This is a genomic window from Vibrio sp. D54, from assembly GCF_021728075.1.
GTDB lineage: Bacteria > Pseudomonadota > Gammaproteobacteria > Enterobacterales > Vibrionaceae > Vibrio > Vibrio alginolyticus.
Map to the genome: position 1 here is coordinate 33,556 of NZ_JAKKCS010000024.1, position 21,202 is coordinate 54,757.

Sequence of the window (21,202 nt, forward strand, 5' to 3'; positions counted from 1 at the left end):
CAACGGTGATCAAATTTCAGCAAGTAAGCAAAGCTTACCGAGGTGGTCGACAAGCACTGCAAAAAGTCGATTTTCACCTGAGGCGCGGTGAAATGGCGTTTTTAGGCGGACATTCCGGGGCTGGTAAAAGTACCTTGCTGAAATTGATCTGCGCGATAGAGCGACCAACCGATGGCAAAATCCATTTTAATGGCCACGACATCACGCGTATTCCAGGCAAAGACATCCCTTTTTTGCGCCGCAATATTGGGATTGTTTTTCAAGATCATCGCCTATTGATGGATCGCAGTGTGTACGACAATGTCGCTCTGCCAATGCGTATCGAATCGATTTCTGAAAACGAAATCAAACGCCGTGTTTCTGCGGCGTTAGATAAAACGGGCTTACTCGATAAAGCTCGTTGTCTACCTAGTCAACTTTCTGGTGGTGAACAACAGCGCGTCGGTATTGCCCGTGCTGTGGTTAATCGACCAACGTTGCTGGTGGCTGATGAGCCGACGGGTAACCTTGACCCAGAATTATCCAACCGTGTGTTGCGTCTATTCGAAGAATTTAACCGTGCGGGCGTGACTATACTACTTGCCACGCACGATGTGGGGTTAGTAAACACTCGCCCACAGTATCGTCATTTTGAATTGAACCAAGGCTTCCTAAGTGAGGTAGAAGACTATGGCAGGTAACAAGCACTCCCAAAAGAAGGGGAAAGGCCGCAGTGCCAAGCGTGCGAATACCGATGGTTTTTTCTCTGTCCACGCAAAACAAGCTAAATCCTCTTTTAGCGCCTTATGGCAACGACCACTAGGCAACATTCTGACCCTAGCGGTCATCTCCATGGCACTTGCCATGCCAGCTTGTTTGTATCTATTGGGGAAAAACGTTGCAGGGGCAGCGGAAGATGTCGCTTCTCCTTCACAAGTTAGTGCTTACTTAGTTGAAGGCATGCCGGATGCGCGAGTGATGGTTCTCAAAGATCAAATTGAAACTTGGCCTTTGGTAAAAGAGGTAGAATATATTTCACCGCAACAAGGTCTATCTGATTTAAGCCAATATGCAGGGTTCGACCAAGCTATCAGTCTTTTAAGTGGCTATGCGCTTCCTGGTGTGTTGGTGATTACGCCAGATTCGGAGCTAAAAAGTGATATTCAGTCATTAGCCAAAGACGTTCGAGAGCAACAAGATGTGACCGACGTGAGACTTGACGAAGACTGGCTGGCGCGTCTTGATGCCATCAAAACTCTCGCGAGTATTATTGTCATTACCCTGACAGTGCTGATGCTCGGTGCGGTATTTTTAATCGTTGGCAATACATTGCGATTTAATGTGCTGGCGAATAAAGAAGAGATTCAAACCATGAAACTGATCGGTGCGACGGACAGTTTTATTCTGCGCCCTTACTTGTACACAGGTATGTGGTTTGGCGTGTTAGGTGCCACTATTGCGTGGTTGGTAACGGCTTTAGTGACCATTGTCATGAATAGTGCGGTGAAAGACCTTGCTGCGTTGTACGATAGCCAGTTCCGCCTGATTGGTCTAAGTTGGGATGAATCTTTGTTATTAATCATCATTGGGAGTCTTTTGGGATGTATTGCGGCGCGTTTTTCTGCGCAACGACATTTAAAAGAAATTGAACCAGTTTAAGTGATGGCGGTCTTATTACTTGGATTTCATTAGCACTAGCTAATTTTGAACCCTTGCTTAGACCAAATGTTTATGGATAATTGCTTCCCCTTCTTGAAACTTGTTCATTTTGAGTTCAAGATATCGAAGCTAAATTGCAATGTAATGCTCCAGATCAGAGATTGATGAGGAATTGAATGACAAAAGAAGCGTATCCGATGGCTCTAGTCACGCAAGATAGCCTTGATAGCTATATTCGCTCAGTAAACAGCTACCCAATGCTGACTGCAGACGAAGAGCGTGAGCTGGCAGAACGATTACACTATAAAGGTGAGATTGAGGCTGCAAAAGGTCTAATTCTCTCGCACCTACGATTCGTTGTTCACGTTGCTCGTGGTTACTCTGGCTACGGTTTGCCAATGGCGGATCTTGTGCAAGAGGGTAACATCGGTCTAATGAAAGCCGTTAAGCGTTTTAACCCAGAAGTAGGGGTTCGCTTGGTTTCTTTCGCTGTCCACTGGATCAAAGCAGAGATCCACGAATACGTGCTACGTAACTGGCGTATCGTGAAAATTGCGACCACTAAAGCGCAACGTAAATTGTTCTTCAACCTGCGTAAGTCGAAAAAGCGCTTGGGTTGGTTTAACAACGGTGAAGTAGAAACCGTTGCGCGCGAGTTAGGTGTTGAGCCTTCTGAAGTTCGCGAGATGGAATCACGCTTAGCGGCGGTGGATTCAACCTTTGATATGCCAACTGATGAAGACGACAGCTCAAACGCTTACACAGCGCCGATGCTATACCTAGAAGACAAATCGTCTGATGTGGCCGACAACATTGAAGCCGCCAACTGGGAAATGCATACCAACAATCGCTTGGGTCATGCATTAGCGAGTTTGGATGAGCGTAGTCAGCGCATCGTGCGTTCTCGTTGGTTAGATGATGAGAAAGCAACATTGCAAGACTTAGCTGATGAGTTCGGTGTTTCTGCCGAGCGTATTCGCCAGCTAGAAAAAAATGCAATGAAGAAACTAAAATTGGCTGTGGGTGAATTTTAATTTCCACTGCTAATTGAAAGTAAGATTTTCATAGAAAGCCGAGATCATGTGATCTCGGCTTTTTTATTGTCGATCGAAAATCGATAGCGTTTGCGATCCGGATTTTATGTGCTACCTGTGTATAACTCTGTGAAGTAATTATTTATCAACTGTTCGAAACCTGGACAAAATAAGGGATTCAAGCACTTTTCCATCTGGGGATAGTTATAGATATACACACAGTTAGATCAGGATCATCACTACATATTGTGGATCAAAAGATCCAAATACACTTTATCAACGCAATTCACAGATTTATCCACAAATGGTTGGAATGTGTACACTTTTGAAAACCCTGATTATCCATGTGTCTAAGTTTGCCGTTGGATAGGTTACAATAGCGGCAGTATACCCAAGCAGCTTCAAATATGGATTTTATGCTGTACCACGGGTGCTGATTAGTACGTTAGGTTCGAGGTTGCTTGGGTATATTAATAAGACAATGAGAAAGTAAATGGATCAGTTTAAGCATATCGATGTACAAGGTGCGCAAGCGCTGCTCGAGCAGGGTGATGCGAAGCTTGTAGATATCCGTGACCCTCAATCGTTTGCCGTTGCGCATGCGGAGTCCGCGTATCATTTAACTAACGATACGATCGTTGCGTTTATGGATGAAGTGGAGTTCGAACAACCTATTCTGGTGATGTGTTACCACGGCATTAGTAGCCAAGGTGCGGCGCAATATTTAGTTAACCAAGGCTTTGAACAGGTGTACAGTGTAGATGGTGGCTTTGAAGCCTGGTATCGAGCAGAACTACCGATAGTGAGAAGTTAATGAAGAGACTGGTAACGTTAAATAATCCACGTATGGCGCAAGCCTTTATTGATTATATGGCCTCTCGCCAAATTGACATCGAAATGATGCCTGAAGGGGATGGGCAATTTGTGCTGTGGCTGACTGATAGCCAGCATGAAATAGAAGCGGAAGCCGAACTTAAGCTGTTCCTTGCTAACCCGTCTGATTCAAGATACAGCGCCGCCTCGTGGGACGTTGCCGATACTCGTAAGAGCACATTTCATTATTCCAGCCCGAGTATCATAAGCATGGTCAAAGCGAAAGCTGGCCCCATGACTTTGCTGATCATGACAGTCTGTATCATCATCTACTTGTTACAAATGTTTGGCTTTGGCAATGGCGTGTTTAAGTTGTTGCACTTCCCAGCTTTTGAGGGGCAACAATGGCAAGTGTGGCGATGGCTAAGTCATGCGTTACTGCACTTTTCAGTAACTCACATCGTGTTTAACTTACTATGGTGGTGGCAGTTGGGGGGCGACATCGAACGTCGTCTCGGTTCCGGTAAGCTATTGCAACTCTTTGTGGTGTCGGCAGCGCTTTCAGGGGCAGGCCAGTTCTATGTTGAAGGGGCTAACTTCGGTGGCTTGTCTGGCGTGGTCTATGCACTGCTTGGTTATTTGTGGATATTGGGTTACCGCTTGCCACATTTAGGCCTTACACTACCCAAGCCAATTATCGTCTTTATGTTGGTATGGTTAGTTCTTGGTTTTGTGCAGCCATTTATGGCGATTGCAAACACCGCTCACTTAGTTGGGCTACTGTCGGGGATGGCGATTGCGCTGTTTGATTCAGGCAAGATGAAATACCAACAGCAAGCCTAAAGCAGATGAAATGAAAAGACCGCTCAAGAGCGGTCTTTTTTATGTTCAAAACGGATTTGGGTTTATTGATAAAGGTATTTTGTAAACAACAAATCGGCAATGATGGTTTTACCTGTTTCAGGCAAAAGCGTTTCGTTGAGGGTCGTCACTAAGGTTTTGCGCAGATCTTCTCGGCCAGACAGGGACTTAATCGTATCTTCTGTTTGCTTACCCAATAATTCAATCACTGCATCGCGAATCAAAGGTTGGTGATGCTCAACAACTGATAAATCTTGTTGACTCATTACCATGATGTCGATGCGCACTTGCACATAACCTAACTTTTTGCCTTTGGTGTAAAAGTTAGTAGTGAGGTCAGGCTCTAGGGTAAAGTATGCCAACTTAGGTCCAGCTTCTTCCGTTTCAGCCCAACTTGGTGCGGCGAATAGTATGGTTAACGCAAAAATAATTTGGGCTATATAACGTTTGTACATATTTCTAACTTTTCTTTCTCTGGATCGCGATATTCGAATCGCTTCAGTCTTGATACAATGGGCCGTCTATAACAAATAACGGAACTTACGGTTACATACATTACTATGGACGGTAAGTTGTTGCTTTATTGTACGCATAAAGCCTCCAATTGAATACTAGTATGAATCAGCCAACATCACTCTATCTTGCTTCTTTATTGGAAGTAGAGTGGCAAAACCCCGAAGAATTCGAATTTCCAAATGAATTTGCCAAGCACTGGCTTGAAGAGCAAGGGTCTTTGTCACGTCGTTTAAAACAGCACTGCCAAGCGTTAACGGTAGAATTGCTACAAAATCAGATCGTCACTGCAGCGACATTAAAACAGGACGAAAGCCAGTTATTGTCCGAACAAGATTGCTTACTGAGAGAGGTAATTTTGTGCGGTGACAATAATAACTGGGTTATTGGGCGGACATTGATTCCTCGCTCAACCTTAGTTGATCAGCAGTATGATTTGGCTCAACAAGGGGATATCCCATTAGGACTAACGGTGTTCAGCGCAGATAACGTTGAGCGGGACTCTTTGCAAATGGGATGGGTAGCTGTACCAGAAGGACGTTTGTTAGCGCGACGCTCAAGGTTGTGGATGAATCACAAACCGATGCTAGTTGCTGAGTTATTCTTATCTAATTCACCAGTTTACGCTAAGGAGACAGTGTAAATGTCCGCAGAAAAAGCCAAAGCATATTGGCAACTGATGCGCATGGATCGCCCGATTGGTTCACTGTTACTGATGTGGCCAACGATTTGGGCGCTAATTATCTCAGCCCAAGGGATGCCAAGTTGGGATGTATTCATCGTGTTTGTATTGGGGGTATTCCTAATGCGTAGTGCGGGGTGCGTGATTAATGATTTTGCAGATCGCAAAGTCGACGGCCATGTAAAGCGTACTAAGCAACGTCCACTGCCATCAGGGAAAGTGACAGCAAAAGAAGCGATTGGATTATTTTTGGTTTTGGGTATCAGCTCGTTTTTGTTAGTGCTGACCATGAACCCGCTGACGATTCAGCTATCCTTCGCTGGTATTGTGTTGGCGTTCATCTATCCATTTATGAAGCGTTACACTCATATTCCACAGCTATTTTTAGGCTTGGCTTTTAGCTGGGCGATTCCAATGGCGTGGGCTGCACAAACTGGGGAATTACCATTGATTGTTTGGTTTTTGTTCCTCATTAACGCTTTGTGGACCATTGCGTACGACACTCAATATGCGATGGTAGACCGAGATGATGATCTAAAGATTGGCATTAAATCGACGGCAATTCTGTTTGGTCGTCATGACAAGCTTATTATTGGCGTGTTGCAACTGATTACACTCGCGATGTTGGTTTGGTTAGGGCAGTTCTATCAATTGGGACAAAGTTACTACTGGACCCTTTTGATTGCAGCGTCGTTGTTTGTTTATCAGCAGCACTTAATTCGTCACCGTGAGCGTGAGTTGTGCTTTAAGGCTTTCCTTAACAACAATTATGTTGGCATGGTGATAGCGATAGGGTTACTGGTCGCATTTTGGTAAGCGAAGAAATAGAAAAAGGCATCCGATTGGATGCCTTTTTTCTTATTGGACGAAGGTAAAACGGTTACGACCGAAGTTGGTGAATACTCTCTTCGATCGTCAGTTTCACTTCTGGATAAAGCAGAGTGAACAGTAGCCGTGCAAATTGCTGCGTTTTCTTCGTGTCACAGTTACCATCGTTATCGAGGTATTTTTGCTGTTTGAGCGTATTGAACATCGCGGTAAACACACCTTTATCGAAGAATTCTGGCGCATTAATACCGTGCAAACGCCCTAGGCGCTGAGCAATATCTTGGCTCTTCTGCTCTAGGTCCGATTTACCGAGTTCAGGGTAAGCAACAAGCAAGTTCATCGCGATAGAGTAGCGTTGCAGCGTTTCAGTTATCGTTCGACCTAACAGAACCAAAGGCTGGTTGTTCGATTGATTGATTTCCAGCTTATCACCATCAAAATTAATCATTTTCTGATCGGCAAATTCATGCAGTGTTTTAACGACCAATTCATCCAACTCGTCTTCTTGGTAACTTAAGAACAGCTCTTTCTTCAAGAATGGGTAGATTTGCGCGACATTCGCTTGAATCTTGGCTACCGAAAGGTTGCGCTGACGAATGAGCATTTGGGCAATTAATGACGGCAGAGCGAACAAGTGAATGATGTTGTTGCGATAGTAAGTCATCAGGATCGATTGGCTACGGTCCAGCGAAATGATGTCACCCATGCTATCGGTTTCAATCACGAACTTATCAAGCGAAATTGCATGATCGACCAACTCCTCAGCACTTTCGGTAGGGATAGTGGAGGTGCTTGAGTACGGATTATTTTTGAGTAGCTTTAAGTAACACTCAATCTGATTGATCAGCGAGTCACGAGAAAGTGCACGTTGACGAGAAGCAAGCAGTGCGGTTGCACACAAGGTCAACGCGTTTGCTGCCGCCGCATCGTTGATGTGTGTCATCATCTTATTAGCAAGGTCGTTGACCACAGGATTCATCCATTGTGGTTTGTTACCACCCATGCTGTCGATGTCTTTCGTCCACTCAGGAGCATGCTCGTTCAAGTATTGGTTGAGCTGAATTGGCTCACCGAAGTTCACATAGCCCAAACCAAAGTTACGCAGTTTACGCAGAGTACGCAGTACAAGCCCTGCGTTTTCTTTCTCTTTGCGTTTGCCACGCAGCTCTTTCGCGTAAGTGCCCACTTCCATTACGTGCTCGTAACCGATGTAGACCGGCACTAGTGTTACTGGGCGGTTTAGACCACGTAGCATTGCTTGGATGGTCATAGCCAGCATACCCGTTTTCGCTTGCAGTAAGCGACCTGTACGTGAACGACCACCCTCACTGAAGTACTCGACTGAATAGCCTTTGGCAAACAGCTCAGCTAGATACTCTCGGAAAATGGTTGAGTACAGTTTGTTGCCTTTAAAACTACGACGAATAAAGAACGCCCCACCGCGACGGAAAAGAGGACCGGCCGGGAAGAAGTTCAAGTTAATGCCTGCCGCAATGTGCGGAGGCACCATGCCTTCATGGTACAAAACATAAGACAACAGCAGGTAGTCCATGTGACTACGGTGACACGGAACGTACACAATTTCGTGGCCGTCTTGCGCTAAACGACGCACAGTCGAGGCGTTATTGATGTGCAAACCTTGGTATAGTTTTGTCCATAACCAACTCAGGATGCGGTCGCCGTTTTTCACCAGACTGTAGGAGAAGTCGGCGGCGATTTCATCCATGATGTCGTGGGCTTCTTTACGTGCCTTATCAATCGAGATGTTTTTGCTCTTGGCTTCGTCAGCAATCGCCAGTTCAATAGCTGGAGATTTTAGTAAACGAGCAAACAACACTTGGCGTTGTGGCAAGTTTGGGCCTGAAGCAGCCAGTTTCTGGCGTGAGAAGTGGATACGCGCCACGCGAGCCAGTTTGTGCGCAATTGCGCTGTCGGTACCGTGAGAGTCTGCCATATAACGCAGAGATACCACGGGACTAAAGCGAACTAAGCAGTCGCGTCCCGCCGCCATTACTGCTTTGGCTTTTTGCGGACCATTCATCGGTTGAAGGTAAGGCTTTTGGTTCTCTTCTTTACCTGGCTTACGACCCCAAAGCACGGTTGCAGGGATCATTTGAACATCTAACTCACTATCCAGCTTGTGCAGTTCCAGTAAGTCAGTGAACAGAGAGACAGAATCGGTTGGGACATCATTATCGTTGTTCATCACAGTTGGACGCGCAGCGATAAAGACGAAACGGTTCAGCGTTTTGCCATTGATTTCCAGCGGGCTGAGCGGGTCGGGTAGACCAAGGCTCATGGCTTGTTTTTGCAGTGTCAGCAAATCCACGTTCGAGCGGAACGGCAGGGCATATACAATCGGTTTAGTTAGGTCGATGTTCAGATCTTCAATCGGGTTCGACGGGATTGCGGTGCCCTTTACCAGTACCGATAAAGGTAGTTTTAGTAATGAACGTGAAAATGATTGTCCAGAAGACATAAAGTTCACAGCCTCAATAGGTATTCAAACAGGCCTAACCTTATTTCAGTTTCCGCTTTGCATGTCTTCTCTATAAAAAGAGATGAGTACGGCAATAGAAATAAGCCTAGGCGATAAAATTTAAGCGCTGCAAGGATACCAGAAACTGGTCAAACCTTTTAATTTTATTGGCTGTAAATTAGTCGAACCCCTAAGTTATTGCTTTGACTTGATTAACTGAAAAGTCGGTGTTTTAAACGAATAAAGAATGAACTTAATTGGTAAGCTGAAAGCTCCCCACAAATAAATTAAAAAACAACCAATTGGGTTTTCATTTGAGCATTTACTGGATATACTCACAGTTAACTGTATAAAAAGACAGGTGAGACATGAAGCCGTTAACGCCACGCCAACAACAAGTCTTCGATTTGATTAAAAGTAAAATCGACGACACCGGAATGCCACCAACTCGTGCAGAGATTGCGCGTGAGCTTGGCTTCCGCTCTGCGAATGCCGCAGAGGAACACCTAAAAGCGCTTGCTCGTAAGCAAGCAATTGAAATTATTCCAGGCGCTTCTCGTGGGATTCGTATCCTGCTTGAAGACGCAGCCAATGATGAGCAGGGTTTGCCTTTGATTGGTCAAGTCGCAGCGGGTGAGCCAATCTTGGCTCAAGAGCACGTAGAGGCGCACTACCAAGTCGATCCTGCGATGTTCAAACCGCAAGCGGATTTCTTACTTCGTGTAAATGGCGAGAGTATGAAAGACATCGGGATTATGGATGGCGATCTGCTCGCGGTGCATAAAACCCAAGACGTGAGAGACGGTCAAGTTGTCGTTGCGCGTGTTGATGATGATGTGACTGTGAAGCGTTTGGAGCGCAAAGGTTCAACCATATTACTGCATGCTGAGAATGAAGAGTTTGCCCCAATTCAAGTGGACTTAACGTCTCAGCACCTTACGATTGAAGGCTTAGCCGTTGGTATTATTCGTAATACCGATTGGATGTAAGTGTATTTAAGCAGCCCAGTTGATCTGGGCTGTTTTGTCTTTTCTCTTCTTTTCTCTTTTTCTACTTCCTCCAAAAGCTTGCTCATCATCTTGACCTTGTTTGTTTTGACCAATTTATAAGCTTGATAATGTAATTGATATTCATTATCATCTTTATTAATGTCTATGTTTTCTCTCTGGCGCAGGAAATGCCCATGTCTCAGTCTAAACATCAAGTTCCTAACCATCTATTGAAGCCACTGTTATTGCGTAGCCGTGAAAGCATGGTCGACAATGGCTTGGTGTACGATCCGATAGCTGCTAAAGCGTGTTTGAGCTGTAAGATGGCGCCGGATTGTTTGAGTGGTGATATTGCGCAGAAGCAATTGCTGCACGTGACGCTGACTCAGCTTTGTGACCAGCAGGTTAGCCACTTCTTACAGCAGTATCCCGATGCCTGGATAATCAATGTCGGAGCGGGGCTGGATACCCGCTTTTATCGTTTGGATAATGGACGCTGCCATTGGATAGAGCTGGATGTGACGGAAAATTTGGTATGGCGTCAGCGTTTGTTCCACAAAAATGAACGTTATGAACATCGCTGTGGCAGTGTGGATGAAATGTCGTGGCTAGAGACGTTAGCCATTCCAGAGCAAGCACCGGTACTCATTTTATGTGAAATGGCACTGCTCGATTGCACAGAGCGTCAAGTCGCGAAATTTATTCAAACCTTAGGTCGACATTTTGTTTCTGCTGAACTGTGTATGGTGCTGGCAGGAGATTTAACGGAAACCAAGTGGGGGCAAAAGCTTGGCTCTGATCGTTATGCTCATGGCTTTGAAGCGCCTGCAGCACAGATATTGCAATGGTTACCATGGGCACAATGGGTGAAAGCTTTCTCGCCATTCGATAGATTCTGTTCTCGTTGGAAAGCTTGGCAGCGTTGGCTTAATAAGATTCCAATGTTGAAGCATCGCCTCACGCCAGTCCTCGTTCACATCAAGTGGTAATTGGCTAGTCGTTAAGCGCTCAGGTACACTCGTCGATCTTACTGATGAGGTGCCTGTGACAAATTCAATCTTCTCTCCTTTATCTAACCCAAAAGTTCATCGCCAAGTCTTAGCTTTAGCGATACCTATGGTGCTGTCGAATATTACTGTTCCATTGCTCGGTTTGGTCGATGCAGCGGTGATTGGTCATCTAGACCACGCTTGGTATTTGGGTGGTGTTGCGTTGGGCAGCACCATGATCAGCGTGACGTTTTGGCTGCTTGGTTTTTTGCGTATGTCGACTACTGGGTTGGCGGCGCAGTCCTACGGCGGTGAAGACCGAAAGCAACTTGCCTTGGTGTTTATGCAAGGCTCACTTATGGCGCTGCTGTTTGCGTTAGTCTTCCTTATTGCCCATAACCCGATTGCTGATTTGATCTTTGGCTGGAGTGACGCCAGCGCAGAGGTAAAACACTATGGCATGCAATATTTCTCTATCCGAGTGTGGAGTGCCCCCGCAGCGCTAATGAACTTTGTGTTGTTGGGGTGGCTGCTCGGAACGCAAAATTCCAAAGCACCAATGTGGATGGTGATCATCACCAACGTGACTAATATTGCCCTCGATTTGTTGTTTGTGATTGGTTTGGGGTGGAAAGTAGAAGGCGCTGCGCTGGCATCAGTGATTGCTGACTACTCAGGCATGGGTTTTGGTCTCATGTGTGTCTGGAAAACCTGGCGAGAGAGACAATTACCATCACCTCAAAAGTTGCTAGCCAGCACTCAACACGGTTTAGGGCGCTTCGTGAAATTGAATCGCGATATTTTCTTGCGCTCTTTGTGTCTGCAAGCGGCTTTTAGCTTTATGACGTTCCAAGGTGCGAGCTTTGGTGATGAGGTTGTCGCTACAAATGCGGTTCTGATGAGCTTCCTGATGATTATCTCGTATGGCATGGATGGCTTTGCTTACGCAATGGAGGCCATGGTCGGGAAGGCGATTGGTGCCAAAGATAGGCAACAATTGAGTGAATCGCTTGTCGGCACTTTCTTTTGGAGTTTGATTATTTGTTTAGGACTGACCGCGCTCTTTGGTTTGGCGGGATCCCAGTTGATCGCCATGATCACTTCAATTGAGGCGGTACAACAGCAAGCAGCGGTGTATCTACCTTGGCTGGTGGTGATGCCACTTGCGTCGATGTGGTGCTTTCTATTGGATGGCATTTTTGTCGGTGCAACCAAAGGCAAAGACATGCGCAATAGTATGTTTGTCGCGACTAGCAGTTTCTTTGTTGTCTTTTACTTGTTCGCCGAGTGGGAAAATCACGCGCTGTGGTTTGCAATGACGAGCTTTATGTTGATGCGGGGTATTGGTTTAGGGGTTATCTTTCTCTACCAATGGCACAAGGATACCTTCCTAGCACAATGTTGATATAAAAACAGCAGGTCCAAGCCTGCTGTTTTTCTGTCTGCTATCAAGAAGCATAGATTAGAACAAGCGGTTCAAACCATTCAACGCAGCGACACGATACGCTTCGGCCATTGTTGGATAGTTGAAGGTGGTATTGACGAAATACTCGATGGTATTCGCTGAGCCTTTTTGCTCCATAATGGCTTGACCGATGTGGATAATTTCCGCGGCACGTTCGCCAAAACAGTGAATTCCTAAAATTTCTTTGGTTTCACGATGGAACAATATCTTCAAGCTACCGATGTCTTTCCCTGCGATCTGTGCACGAGCTAGATGCTTGAAGGAAGAGCGTCCTACTTCATACGGTACTTTCGCAGCTGTTAGCTCTTGCTCGGTTTTACCCACAGAGCTAATCTCTGGGATGGTGTAGATACCCGTTGGAATATCATCAATCAGATAGTTTTCTGCCTGACCTTTCGTAATGGCTTGTGCGACAAATCGCCCTTGGTCATAAGCGGCGCTTGCAAGGCTAGGGTAACCGATGACATCGCCTACAGCGTAAATGTGTTCAATATCGGTTTGGTAGTTACGGTTTACTTTTAGTTGTCCGCGAGAGTCCGCTTCCAGACCCACTGCACCCAAATTCAACTTATCGGTGTTACCTGTTCGACCATTCGCATACAACAAGCAGTCTGCCTTCATCTTCTTGCCAGATTGTAGGTGAATAATCACGCCATCTTCTGTGCCTTCTATTTTTTCATAGGTTTCATCATTACGAATTACCACACCGCTGTTCCAGAAGTGGTAAGACAGCGCATCTGACACTTCGTTATCCAAAAACTCCAACAAGCGGTCGCGGGTATTGATAAGGTCGGTTTTCACTCCAAGGCCGCGGAAGATAGAAGCGTATTCACAACCGATAACGCCCGCACCGTAAATGATGATATGGCGAGGGTCGTGTTTCAGGCTCAAAATGGAATCACTGTCGTAGATGCGCTCATGCAAGAAATCTACGTCGTTAGGCTGATACGGACGAGAACCCGTCGCGATGACAAACTTATCCGCTGAATAGATTTCTTCTGTACCGTCGCTTTGCATCACTGCAATTGAGTAGTTATCGATAAATCGCGCGGTTCCGAACAAAAGTGTGCATGAGTTACGGTCATAAAAGCCCTGACGAAGTCGAGTTTGCTTATCAATGACCGATTTAGCATGACCTAAAATGTCAGAAAATGTTGCATGAACGCTGGTGTTGTTTCGACAAAATAGCGGGTTGCTATTAAATTCGATGATGCGGCTAACGGCATGACGCAGTGCTTTTGATGGAATAGTTCCCCAGTGAGTACAACCGCCGCCGACACTGCTTTCTTTCTCGACAATGGCAACATTCAGTCCCGCTTTGGTTAATCCCATTGCAGCCCCTTCTCCGCCAGGGCCACTACCGATTACGATCACGTCATAGTGATTAACATGCGCCATGATGCCTTCCTTGTTATATTTGCTTAACATTGCTTTAGCGCGATTTTAACTCATTTACTCTATTGGTACACGTAATGCCTGTTAGAGAGTGGAAGTGATCACGCAGAATCGACCAAAAGGGTGATTTGGTATGTTGTATGTCTATAAATTGCATCGAGAACATTGCAATTAGATGCATGCCAATAGTAACGTTCTCGGCGCTCAGAGCGAGCGAAGCAACATATCTTTCTCCGTAGGAGCAAATTGCGTTATATTGAGGCTCTTGTACCCTACAGAAAAAGAGCAAGTTAAGAATGAAATCGATGGGAATCCGCGCACAGCAAAAAGAGAAGACACGTCGATCATTGATCGATGCGGCATTTAGTCAATTAAGTGCGGATCGCAGCTTTTCCAGCCTTAGCTTGCGAGAAGTCGCCCGAGAGGCAGGGATTGCACCGACTTCTTTTTATCGTCACTTCAAAGATATGGATGAGCTAGGCTTAACCATGGTTGATGAAGGCGGTTTGCTACTACGCCAACTGATGCGTCAGGCGCGTCAACGTATTGTGAAAGAAGGTAGCGTAATTCGTACCTCGGTCGAAACCTTTATGGAATTCATTGAAAGTAGTCCGAACGTTTTTCGTTTGTTGTTGCGTGAGCGCTCCGGCACTTCTGCTGAATTTCGTACCGCTGTTGCTCGAGAAATCCAGCATTTTGCGGCAGAATTAACCGAGTATTTAATGAGCACCGGCGTGACCAGAGAAGAGGCGTATACTCAAGCAGAAGCGTCTGTGACTTTGGTTTTCAGTTCGGGGGCTGAAGCTTTAGATTTAGATCGACGTGAGCGCGATGAACTCGCCGAGCGATTGATCATGCAATTGCGAATGATAGCCAAAGGGGCCTATTGGTATCGCAAAGAACGTGAACGTAACCGATTAAAAGGCGGGATAGAATAATGTCGAATGGAAATAAATCTGAAAAGAAAACGCTGATTTTGGCACTGGTTGCAGGTATGTGTGGTGATGCTTTGTTGTCATGGTTGACCATGAGTGAAGTGTCTTTTTCAATCTTCCCATTGATTGCACTCGTACTGGCTGTACAAGCTCTTTACCAAGAGTACCTAAATAATCCGGTATCAGAAGATATCCCATTAGTTGGCTTGGCGTGTTTCTTCGTAGGTGCGTTTGGTCACTCTGCGTTTATTAAAGCGCAATACCCAGAAGCAGGCTCAAACTTCTTTGCGATCATGGTTTCAATGATCTTACTCGCATGGATTGGTAAGAAGCTAGGTTTTGTCAGCAAGAAGACTTCTGCGGAATAAGCAAACGAATCAAATTAAAAAGCGAGCCATTGAGCTCGCTTTTTTTGTATTTGACGCGGTGGGTTACGCTTTGCGTTCCAATAGCACGCCCGCTTCCATGTGGTGGGTATAAGGGAATTGGTCAAACAGAGCAAAACGCGTTACGTTGTGTGTTTCGCATAGAGTGTCCAAGTTCTCTTTTAGAGTCTCAGGGTTACAAGAGATGTACATGATGCGCTCGTAACCTTGCACCATTTTACAAGTATCGACATCCATCCCAGCACGTGGTGGGTCGACAAAAATCGTGTTGCAGTTGTAGCTCTTCAGATCCACACCTGCATCTTGTAGACGACGGAATTCACGCTTACCTTCGATCGCTTGAGTAAATTCCTCTGCCGATAGACGTAAGATTTGTACGTTATCAATCTTATTGGCGGCGATGTTGTACTGTGCAGATACCACAGATGGCTTCGCTAGCTCAGTTGCCAGTACGCGGTCGAAATTCTGTGCCAACGCCAGCGAGAAGTTACCGTTACCACAGTAAAGCTCTAGTAGGTCGCCAGTGCTTTCTTGGGTACAGTCGACCGCCCATTCCAGCATCTTCTCTGCGACTTTGCCGTTCGGCTGAGTGAAGCTGTTCTCTACTTGTTGGTAGATGTAGCTTTGACCATTTACATCGAGCTTCTCGATAACGTAGTCTCGGTCTAGGACAATCTTCATCTTACGAGCGCGACCAATGATGTTTAGGTTAAAGCCTTCATCATTTAAACGCTGTTTAAGGGCTTTCGCGTTTTCAATCCACTCTTCATCAAGTTGGCGATGGTAAAGGAGTGAAACCAGAATCTCACCACTTAGCGTCGATAGGAAATCCACTTGGAACAGTTTACGACGTAGTGAGTCGTTGTCTTTCATCGCTTCAACCAATAGCGGCATCAGGTCGTTGATCAGACGGCTTGCTGCAGGGAATTGGTCAACACGGTACTTCTCACGAGTTTCTTGGTTGAACATGATGTAGTAAAGATCTTCGCCTTCATGCCAAACACGGAACTCAGCACGCATGCGGTAGTGCTGCTCTGGTGATTCAAACACTTCCAGTTCTGGCATGTTGTATGGCGCGAACATATCCGTGAGACGTTCGACTTTTTCAGCCAGTTGTTCTTGGTAGCGTTGTGGGTTTACATCAAGAGTAGCCATGATCTTACCTTTTATGGTGCATTCAATTTAAGAGCGCAGATTTTATTCAATCTCAATAGGATGTCCAGTTTTGTACTGGAATTGATTTAAAGATAGTGCGTACAGGCAGAGTAGAAAGCAAAATCAATCAAAACGTTACAACTTCTAAGGGCAATATTGGCTGGACAAATAATCAATAGCTGAATAATATTTGCCTCAAGTTGGTGCTATCTAGCAATCTAGATGGCTGAAATGGGAATCTGGTGTGAATCCAGAACTGACGCGCAGCGGTAAAAGAGAACGAACGCTCATCAGACACTGCATTAGTTTATGTGGGAAGTCGAGCAAGTAGGCGGTACACCCGTGCTCTTGAGTCCGAATACCTGCCAACAACTGAGCCACAGCACTGGACTGTCATGATGACAGGGCTCGGAAGGAATTACGCGATTTAGGACAATACAATGAGAAAATCCGCACTGGCGATCACTTTGGCATCGCTGCTTTCACCTGTCTCTTATCTACAGGCCCAAGAAACCTCCACTGACGAAACCATCGTTGTTACGGCAAACCGTTTTGAGCAAGCCGAAAGCCGTACGTTGGCAGATGTCGAAGTAGTTACTCGACAAGACATCGATCGCATTCAAGCGAAAACCCTACCAGATGTATTGCGTCGCCTTACCGGAATTCAAGTTTCACAAAATGGTGGTCGTGGTCAGTTAGCGTCTTTATTTGTTCGTGGAACCAGTTCCGACCAAGTTTTAGTACTGGTTGATGGCGTACGTTTTGCACGAGCAGCGAAGGGCGCTGTGGACTTTAACCAAATCCCACTTACTTACGTTCAACGTATTGAGTACGTGCGTGGTGCGCGTGCGTCACTTTACGGCTCAGAAGCGATTGGTGGCGTGATCAATATCATCACCATTGCGCGTGCTGACGAAGAAGGAACGAAGTTAAGTGCGGGTTTAGGCAGCTTAGATTACCAGGAATTGAGTGTGGCATCTGGTATTAAAGTCACAGAGAGCGGCCAGCTAAATATCGCGCTTGGTAGTGAAAGTGATGATGGTTATAACGTTCGTCCTGTACCGGGAGTTAATGACGGCGATCGCCATGGCTTTGATACAAAGAATGGTCTGCTAGGTTACGTGCACAACTTCAATGACCAGTGGTCTGCATTTGGTAACCTACGTGCTTACGAAAATGTTTATCAATATGACAGCAGCTACGGCAGTCGCGGTTACTACGAAGCAGAAAAAGACGATCTTTCTGTCACTCTGGGCGGTAAGTATCAGTCTGATAATGTGATGTCAGAACTACAAGTAACAGCACAGAAACAGAAGTCTTGGAACTATGAGCAAGCAAAAGGCAAACACTCAGGTACTGAAGATGAACTTGAGCAGCAAAATGTCCAGTGGACCAACAGTTACTTGCTAAACAACAATACGACGTTGGCTGGTGGTATTGATTGGCGCAACGAGTCTTATAAAGACAAGAGTGCGAATAAAACGTTTGATCGTACCAATGGCGCTCTGTTTGGTATGGCAACCACCAGTATTGATAAAGCAATGCTTGAGGGCAGTGCTCGCCTTGATGATAACGAAGAATACGGTAGTGAGTTCACTTACAGTTTAGCGGCTGGTTACCAGTTTGTACCAGAGTTTGGGGTTAAAGCCTCTTTTGGTACTGCGTTTAAGGCTCCAAACCTATATCAGCAGTATGACCCAACATACGGTGAGAAAGATCTGAAGCCGGAAGAGTCAGATGCTTGGGAGCTAGCATTCAGCGGTGATGTCCAAGGCGTTTTTTGGTCCGTCACGGGTTATGACTATAAAATCACGAATCTTATCGATTACCATCCAACCACATACAAATATTTGAATGTCGATGGTGAAACACATATCCAAGGTGTGGAGCTTGTTGCTGAGTTTGATACAGGGATTGTGCAGCACCAGTTGAGTGCAGATTACAAAGATGCTGAAGACGATAAAGGGCATCAGTTGCAGCGTCGCGCTAAAGAAATGTATAAGTGGAATGCTTTAGTGAGCTTCGATAAAGTGGATTGGTCGGTTAGCTATCAGTACGTCGGTAAGCGTCCAGATGTGGATTACAGCACTTGGCCTTCACAAGATATTACGCTTTCTTCTTACTCGTTGGTTGATACGGCGGTGACTTACTATCCGAATGAGTCGACCTCTATTAGCGCTCGTATCGATAATCTACTTGATGAAGAGTATGAGATGGCAAAAGGTTACCCTGCTGCAGAGCGAGCGTACTATCTCAACGTTGGCTACGAATTCTAATCGTGAATGAGCACAAACCGCCTTCGGGCGGTTTTTAATATTTTGTGGTGGAAAATCGAATGAAGAAACCCAAGCGAGTGGTGATCAGTTGGTCCAGCGGTAAAGATTCGACATTAACGCTTGAGCGCCTTAACGAGAATCCAAATTATCAAGTTATCGGTTTGTACACGACTTACGTAGGGAAAGAAGTCCCTTTTCAAGCAACTCCGCTTGAAGTCGTACAAATGCAAGCAGACTTACTTGCGCTTCCGCTCATTACTATCGAACTGCCTGAAGTCTTTCCGAGTAACGACATTTATCAATCAACCATCGTTAATGCATTACACAGTAGTGGTCTGAACATAGAAGCTGTCGCATTTGGTGATATGTTTTGTAATGGCATTGCCGATTACCGACGCAGCTATATTGAACCTGTTGGCTGGGAATGCGTCTTTCCTCTATTAGGGGAGAGCAGCGAAAAACTAGCGATGGAAATCATAGAGCGTGGTATTCAAACTATGTTAATCACCATCGACGGAAGAGTTCTCCCTCCAGAATGGTGTGGTCGCTGGTATGACAAAGCCCTAATAGAGTCATTACCAAGTCAAATTGATCCCTGTGGGGAAAATGGTGAATTTCACACATTGGTCACGTGTTCGCCATCTTTTCAAGGACATATCGAGTTGACGAAGCGAGATGTAGAATCTGGAGATAGATTCAGCCATCAAAGATACCATGCTAAAGCATTGCCAAAACAAATCTACGCAGTATGATCGCAACGTTTCTGTTCTTTAGGTAAGGCTCGTGCGAGTAGCAAGTAAGAAAAAAGTCCTAGTTTTTGACTCCGGTGTTGGTGGCCTTTCTGTATTCCAAGAGATACATCGCCTATTGCCCCAGCTAGACTACTTATACTTATTCGATAATCAGGCTTACCCTTATGGTGAACTCGATCAGGCTGTACTCATTTCACGAGTTAACCAACTGGTCTCTTCATTAGTCGAAGAACACCAAGTCGACATTGTTGTCATTGCTTGCAACACGGCGAGCACCATAGTGCTTCCTTCCTTACGCGAAAATTTATCGATTCCCGTTGTTGGTGTTGTCCCTGCGATTAAACCCGCATCGCTTTTAGCATCAAAAGGAGTAGGGCTGATCGCCACTCCGGCGACAGTAACACGCCAATATACTCACGAGTTAATACGGGACTTTGCGCAAGGCAAACCAGTTGAGATGGTGGGATCAACTCGCTTGGTAGATATGGCCGAAGAGAAGTTGCGAGGCAACAGCGTTTCTCTCGACGAACTGACAAATATCCTGCTTCCCCTTCGCGATAAAGTCGATGTTGCGGTGCTCGGTTGTACTCACTTCCCTTTAATCAAAGAGGAGATTCATCAAGCTTTGGGTGGGGACGTTACTTTAATTGATTCAGGCGCAGCGATTGCACGTCGAGTAAAAGCATTGCTATTAAGTGATGAAATTGAGGATACAGAAGAGGGAAGTAAGTCGATTTATGCCAGTGCAACTCCTTGGCAGGAAGATGCACTGAACATTTGTTTAAAGAAGCTAGGTTTTAATCCTGTTCAGGTTTACCACCATCCGGATGTTTAGGATCGTTCGCAATTCTCACTTTTAGCGTTCTCTCCATATATTCCTTTTCATTAAGTTTAGCGATAGCTGGCTTGGCATCTGCCGCAGCCATCACTACAAAACCAAACCCTCTTCTTTTTCCAGTACGCTTATCTTTCATTAAGCGTACCGCGTAGACCTGTCCATATTCAGCAAACAAATCGCGAACATGACTCTCATTGGCCTTATAAGGAAGGTTGCCGACATACAGCGTTTTAGTTGAAGGATCAGGGTCCGAAGATTGAAGAACAGGTGTTTTGCTAGAAAATGAAAAAAGAAAAGCAGTAGCGATAACACCAATGAGGAAGCTCAAGGCTGGTGGGATGATGAATTGAGAGAAGATGATTCCCCCAACGATGGCCAGCCCAACACATAAAATCAGATTTTTTTTAGACGTCATTTTAATTACTACACATAGTGATAAAGAGATCGATTGCCCATTAACAGAATAGACACATGAATCTTACGTATATGGTTGGTGTTTTTCCAACCAATTGCTGTGATATGTCTCAAATGTGACGAAGAAATATGCAAATATCGCACTTTTGGCTAATTTGTGACCGGTTGGTTTTTTATTTGCAAAAAACACTTGTACTAATTTCTCAACTCCCTATACTGCGCATCCACCGACACGGAGTGAGACGAAAGTCACACAGCGAGTCGGGAAGAGAGAAAAAGAATTTGAAAAAATGCTTGACTCTCTCACGGTGTGAAGTAAGATACGCACCCCTAACGACGAGCAACTAAGTTGCTGAAAATGTTAGAAAAGCTCTTTAAAAATAAGAACCTATCAATCTGTGTGGGCACTCGTTGATGATAATCCAAATAGTTTCTTCGGAAACAATTTAGGTTTCAATGAAACGAAGTGACCATTGAATCTTCGGATTCAGCACAGTCAATTCAAACATTACTTTATGTAATGTTCAGTATTCATTGAGCCGACAAAATCTTAAATTGAAGAGTTTGATCATGGCTCAGATTGAACGCTGGCGGCAGGCCTAACACATGCAAGTCGAGCGGAAACGAGTTATATGAACCTTCGGGGAACGATAACGGCGTCGAGCGGCGGACGGGTGAGTAATGCCTAGGAAATTGCCCTGATGTGGGGGATAACCATTGGAAACGATGGCTAATACCGCATGATGCCTACGGGCCAAAG

General features: G+C 45.4%; 20 protein-coding genes, 1 rRNA gene and 1 riboswitch. Of the genes, 16 read left to right on the forward strand and 5 right to left on the reverse strand.

All coding sequences use genetic code 11. The annotated features are described in order from the left end of the window. Positions 1-5: 5 nt before the first annotated feature. From ftsE to glpG, 5 genes are all read left to right on the forward strand, one after another. Positions 6-680: a cell division ATP-binding protein FtsE gene (gene ftsE / locus L3V37_RS22180; RefSeq protein WP_005378697.1), complete on the forward strand. Its 675-nt coding sequence runs from the start codon at positions 6-8 to the stop codon at positions 678-680. Further along, positions 670-1,638, forward strand: coding sequence for a permease-like cell division protein FtsX (gene ftsX, locus L3V37_RS22185; RefSeq protein ID WP_130545160.1), 969 nt, complete (start codon positions 670-672; stop codon positions 1,636-1,638). The genes ftsE and ftsX overlap by 11 nt, the downstream gene beginning before the upstream one ends. A 176-nt stretch (positions 1,639-1,814) precedes the next feature. After that, positions 1,815-2,672 (forward strand): RNA polymerase sigma factor RpoH, encoded by an 858-nt coding sequence (gene rpoH / locus L3V37_RS22190; protein WP_005378693.1) that lies wholly within the window; start codon positions 1,815-1,817, stop codon positions 2,670-2,672. Between the two features lie 493 nt (positions 2,673-3,165). Then, entirely contained in the window at positions 3,166-3,486 is a 321-nt protein-coding gene (glpE, locus tag L3V37_RS22195) for a thiosulfate sulfurtransferase GlpE (RefSeq protein ID WP_237307136.1), read from the forward strand. Further along, a complete protein-coding gene (gene glpG / locus L3V37_RS22200; protein ID WP_130545159.1) occupies positions 3,486-4,328 on the forward strand; it encodes a rhomboid family intramembrane serine protease GlpG in 843 nt (280 codons plus the stop codon). The genes glpE and glpG overlap by 1 nt, the downstream gene beginning before the upstream one ends. Before the next feature lie 62 nt (positions 4,329-4,390). Here the strand turns inward: glpG and L3V37_RS22205 are convergent, their stop codons facing one another. After that, positions 4,391-4,801, reverse strand: a complete 411-nt coding sequence (locus L3V37_RS22205) for a flagellar basal body-associated protein FliL (protein ID WP_005378687.1) — start codon at positions 4,799-4,801, stop codon at positions 4,391-4,393. 161 nt (positions 4,802-4,962) lie between these two features. On the opposite strand from L3V37_RS22205, the gene L3V37_RS22210 reads away from it, so the two are divergent. Together L3V37_RS22210 and ubiA are read left to right on the forward strand one after the other, a co-directional pair. Beyond that, positions 4,963-5,502: a chorismate lyase gene (locus L3V37_RS22210; RefSeq protein WP_005378686.1), complete on the forward strand. Its 540-nt coding sequence runs from the start codon at positions 4,963-4,965 to the stop codon at positions 5,500-5,502. Then, positions 5,503-6,357, forward strand: a complete 855-nt coding sequence (gene ubiA, locus L3V37_RS22215) for a 4-hydroxybenzoate octaprenyltransferase (protein WP_005378684.1) — start codon at positions 5,503-5,505, stop codon at positions 6,355-6,357. Positions 6,358-6,421: 64 nt separating this feature from the next. Here ubiA and plsB read toward each other — a convergent pair whose 3' ends face one another. Continuing rightward, positions 6,422-8,848: a glycerol-3-phosphate 1-O-acyltransferase PlsB gene (gene plsB, locus L3V37_RS22220; protein WP_237307138.1), complete on the reverse strand. Its 2,427-nt coding sequence runs from the start codon at positions 8,846-8,848 to the stop codon at positions 6,422-6,424. A gap of 368 nt (positions 8,849-9,216) precedes the next feature. On the opposite strand from plsB, the gene lexA reads away from it, so the two are divergent. The 3 genes from lexA to dinF all read left to right on the forward strand — a co-directional run bounded on the left by lexA (position 9,217) and on the right by dinF (position 12,231). Then, complete coding sequence (gene lexA, locus L3V37_RS22225) at positions 9,217-9,837, forward strand: transcriptional repressor LexA (RefSeq protein ID WP_005378682.1); 621 nt, start codon at positions 9,217-9,219, stop codon at positions 9,835-9,837. A gap of 194 nt (positions 9,838-10,031) precedes the next feature. Next, on the forward strand, positions 10,032-10,826 hold the full coding sequence (locus tag L3V37_RS22230; RefSeq protein WP_005378679.1) for a class I SAM-dependent methyltransferase: 795 nt from the start codon (positions 10,032-10,034) through the stop codon (positions 10,824-10,826). A gap of 55 nt (positions 10,827-10,881) precedes the next feature. After that, entirely contained in the window at positions 10,882-12,231 is a 1,350-nt protein-coding gene (gene dinF / locus L3V37_RS22235; protein ID WP_237307140.1) for an MATE family efflux transporter DinF, read from the forward strand. Between the two features lie 57 nt (positions 12,232-12,288). On the opposite strand, the gene sthA is transcribed toward dinF, so the two are convergent. Beyond that, positions 12,289-13,719 carry a Si-specific NAD(P)(+) transhydrogenase gene (gene sthA / locus L3V37_RS22240; protein ID WP_005389689.1) on the reverse strand — a complete coding sequence of 477 codons (1,431 nt, stop codon included), beginning with the start codon at positions 13,717-13,719 and terminating at the stop codon, positions 12,289-12,291. Positions 13,720-13,982: 263 nt separating this feature from the next. On the opposite strand from sthA, the gene fabR reads away from it, so the two are divergent. Continuing rightward, positions 13,983-14,624 (forward strand): HTH-type transcriptional repressor FabR, encoded by a 642-nt coding sequence (gene fabR, locus L3V37_RS22245; RefSeq protein WP_005378632.1) that lies wholly within the window; start codon positions 13,983-13,985, stop codon positions 14,622-14,624. After that, positions 14,624-14,989: a YijD family membrane protein gene (locus L3V37_RS22250; protein WP_005378634.1), complete on the forward strand. Its 366-nt coding sequence runs from the start codon at positions 14,624-14,626 to the stop codon at positions 14,987-14,989. The genes fabR and L3V37_RS22250 overlap by 1 nt, the downstream gene beginning before the upstream one ends. 63 nt (positions 14,990-15,052) lie before the next feature. On the opposite strand, the gene trmA is transcribed toward L3V37_RS22250, so the two are convergent. Beyond that, positions 15,053-16,162 (reverse strand): tRNA (uridine(54)-C5)-methyltransferase TrmA, encoded by a 1,110-nt coding sequence (gene trmA / locus L3V37_RS22255; RefSeq protein WP_025768174.1) that lies wholly within the window; start codon positions 16,160-16,162, stop codon positions 15,053-15,055. Positions 16,163-16,346: 184 nt separating this feature from the next. Continuing rightward, positions 16,347-16,547, forward strand: a riboswitch (cobalamin riboswitch). A 55-nt stretch (positions 16,548-16,602) separates the two neighbouring features. Between trmA and btuB the strand changes: the two genes are divergently transcribed. Genes btuB through murI form a run of 3 tightly spaced genes read left to right on the forward strand, consistent with a single transcriptional unit; the run spans position 16,603 to position 20,025 of the window. Continuing rightward, positions 16,603-18,438 (forward strand): TonB-dependent vitamin B12 receptor, encoded by a 1,836-nt coding sequence (gene btuB, locus L3V37_RS22260; RefSeq protein ID WP_005389692.1) that lies wholly within the window; start codon positions 16,603-16,605, stop codon positions 18,436-18,438. A 59-nt stretch (positions 18,439-18,497) separates the two neighbouring features. After that, on the forward strand, positions 18,498-19,190 hold the full coding sequence (locus tag L3V37_RS22265; protein ID WP_213898963.1) for an adenine nucleotide alpha hydrolase: 693 nt from the start codon (positions 18,498-18,500) through the stop codon (positions 19,188-19,190). 31 nt (positions 19,191-19,221) lie between these two features. Next, the gene (gene murI / locus L3V37_RS22270; RefSeq protein WP_104975671.1) at positions 19,222-20,025 is read left to right on the forward strand and encodes a glutamate racemase; all 804 of its coding nucleotides are present in this window, start codon (positions 19,222-19,224) and stop codon (positions 20,023-20,025) included. Here murI and L3V37_RS22275 read toward each other — a convergent pair. Further along, positions 19,988-20,443 (reverse strand): RNA-binding protein, encoded by a 456-nt coding sequence (locus L3V37_RS22275; protein WP_017636066.1) that lies wholly within the window; start codon positions 20,441-20,443, stop codon positions 19,988-19,990. The genes murI and L3V37_RS22275 overlap by 38 nt on opposite strands. 551 nt (positions 20,444-20,994) lie before the next feature. Here L3V37_RS22275 and L3V37_RS22280 point away from each other — a divergent pair. Continuing rightward, positions 20,995-21,202, forward strand: a 16S ribosomal RNA gene (locus L3V37_RS22280); the annotation flags it as partial.

Bases quoted from the DNA above. Each gene is read 5' to 3' on its own strand.
- ftsX (WP_130545160.1), top strand. From the start codon at position 670: ATGGCAGGTAACAAGCACTCCCAAAAGAAGGGGAAAGGCCGCAGTGCC.
- rpoH (WP_005378693.1), top strand. From the start codon at position 1,815: ATGACAAAAGAAGCGTATCCGATGGCTCTAGTCACGCAAGATAGCCTT.
- glpE (WP_237307136.1), top strand. From the start codon at position 3,166: ATGGATCAGTTTAAGCATATCGATGTACAAGGTGCGCAAGCGCTGCTC.
- glpG (WP_130545159.1), top strand. From the start codon at position 3,486: ATGAAGAGACTGGTAACGTTAAATAATCCACGTATGGCGCAAGCCTTT.
- L3V37_RS22205 (WP_005378687.1), bottom strand. From the start codon at position 4,801: ATGTACAAACGTTATATAGCCCAAATTATTTTTGCGTTAACCATACTA.
- L3V37_RS22210 (WP_005378686.1), top strand. From the start codon at position 4,963: ATGAATCAGCCAACATCACTCTATCTTGCTTCTTTATTGGAAGTAGAG.
- ubiA (WP_005378684.1), top strand. From the start codon at position 5,503: ATGTCCGCAGAAAAAGCCAAAGCATATTGGCAACTGATGCGCATGGAT.
- plsB (WP_237307138.1), bottom strand. From the start codon at position 8,848: ATGTCTTCTGGACAATCATTTTCACGTTCATTACTAAAACTACCTTTA.
- lexA (WP_005378682.1), top strand. From the start codon at position 9,217: ATGAAGCCGTTAACGCCACGCCAACAACAAGTCTTCGATTTGATTAAA.
- L3V37_RS22230 (WP_005378679.1), top strand. From the start codon at position 10,032: ATGTCTCAGTCTAAACATCAAGTTCCTAACCATCTATTGAAGCCACTG.
- sthA (WP_005389689.1), bottom strand. From the start codon at position 13,719: ATGTTAAGCAAATATAACAAGGAAGGCATCATGGCGCATGTTAATCAC.
- fabR (WP_005378632.1), top strand. From the start codon at position 13,983: ATGAAATCGATGGGAATCCGCGCACAGCAAAAAGAGAAGACACGTCGA.
- L3V37_RS22250 (WP_005378634.1), top strand. From the start codon at position 14,624: ATGTCGAATGGAAATAAATCTGAAAAGAAAACGCTGATTTTGGCACTG.
- trmA (WP_025768174.1), bottom strand. From the start codon at position 16,162: ATGGCTACTCTTGATGTAAACCCACAACGCTACCAAGAACAACTGGCT.
- btuB (WP_005389692.1), top strand. From the start codon at position 16,603: ATGAGAAAATCCGCACTGGCGATCACTTTGGCATCGCTGCTTTCACCT.
- L3V37_RS22265 (WP_213898963.1), top strand. From the start codon at position 18,498: ATGAAGAAACCCAAGCGAGTGGTGATCAGTTGGTCCAGCGGTAAAGAT.
- L3V37_RS22275 (WP_017636066.1), bottom strand. From the start codon at position 20,443: ATGACGTCTAAAAAAAATCTGATTTTATGTGTTGGGCTGGCCATCGTT.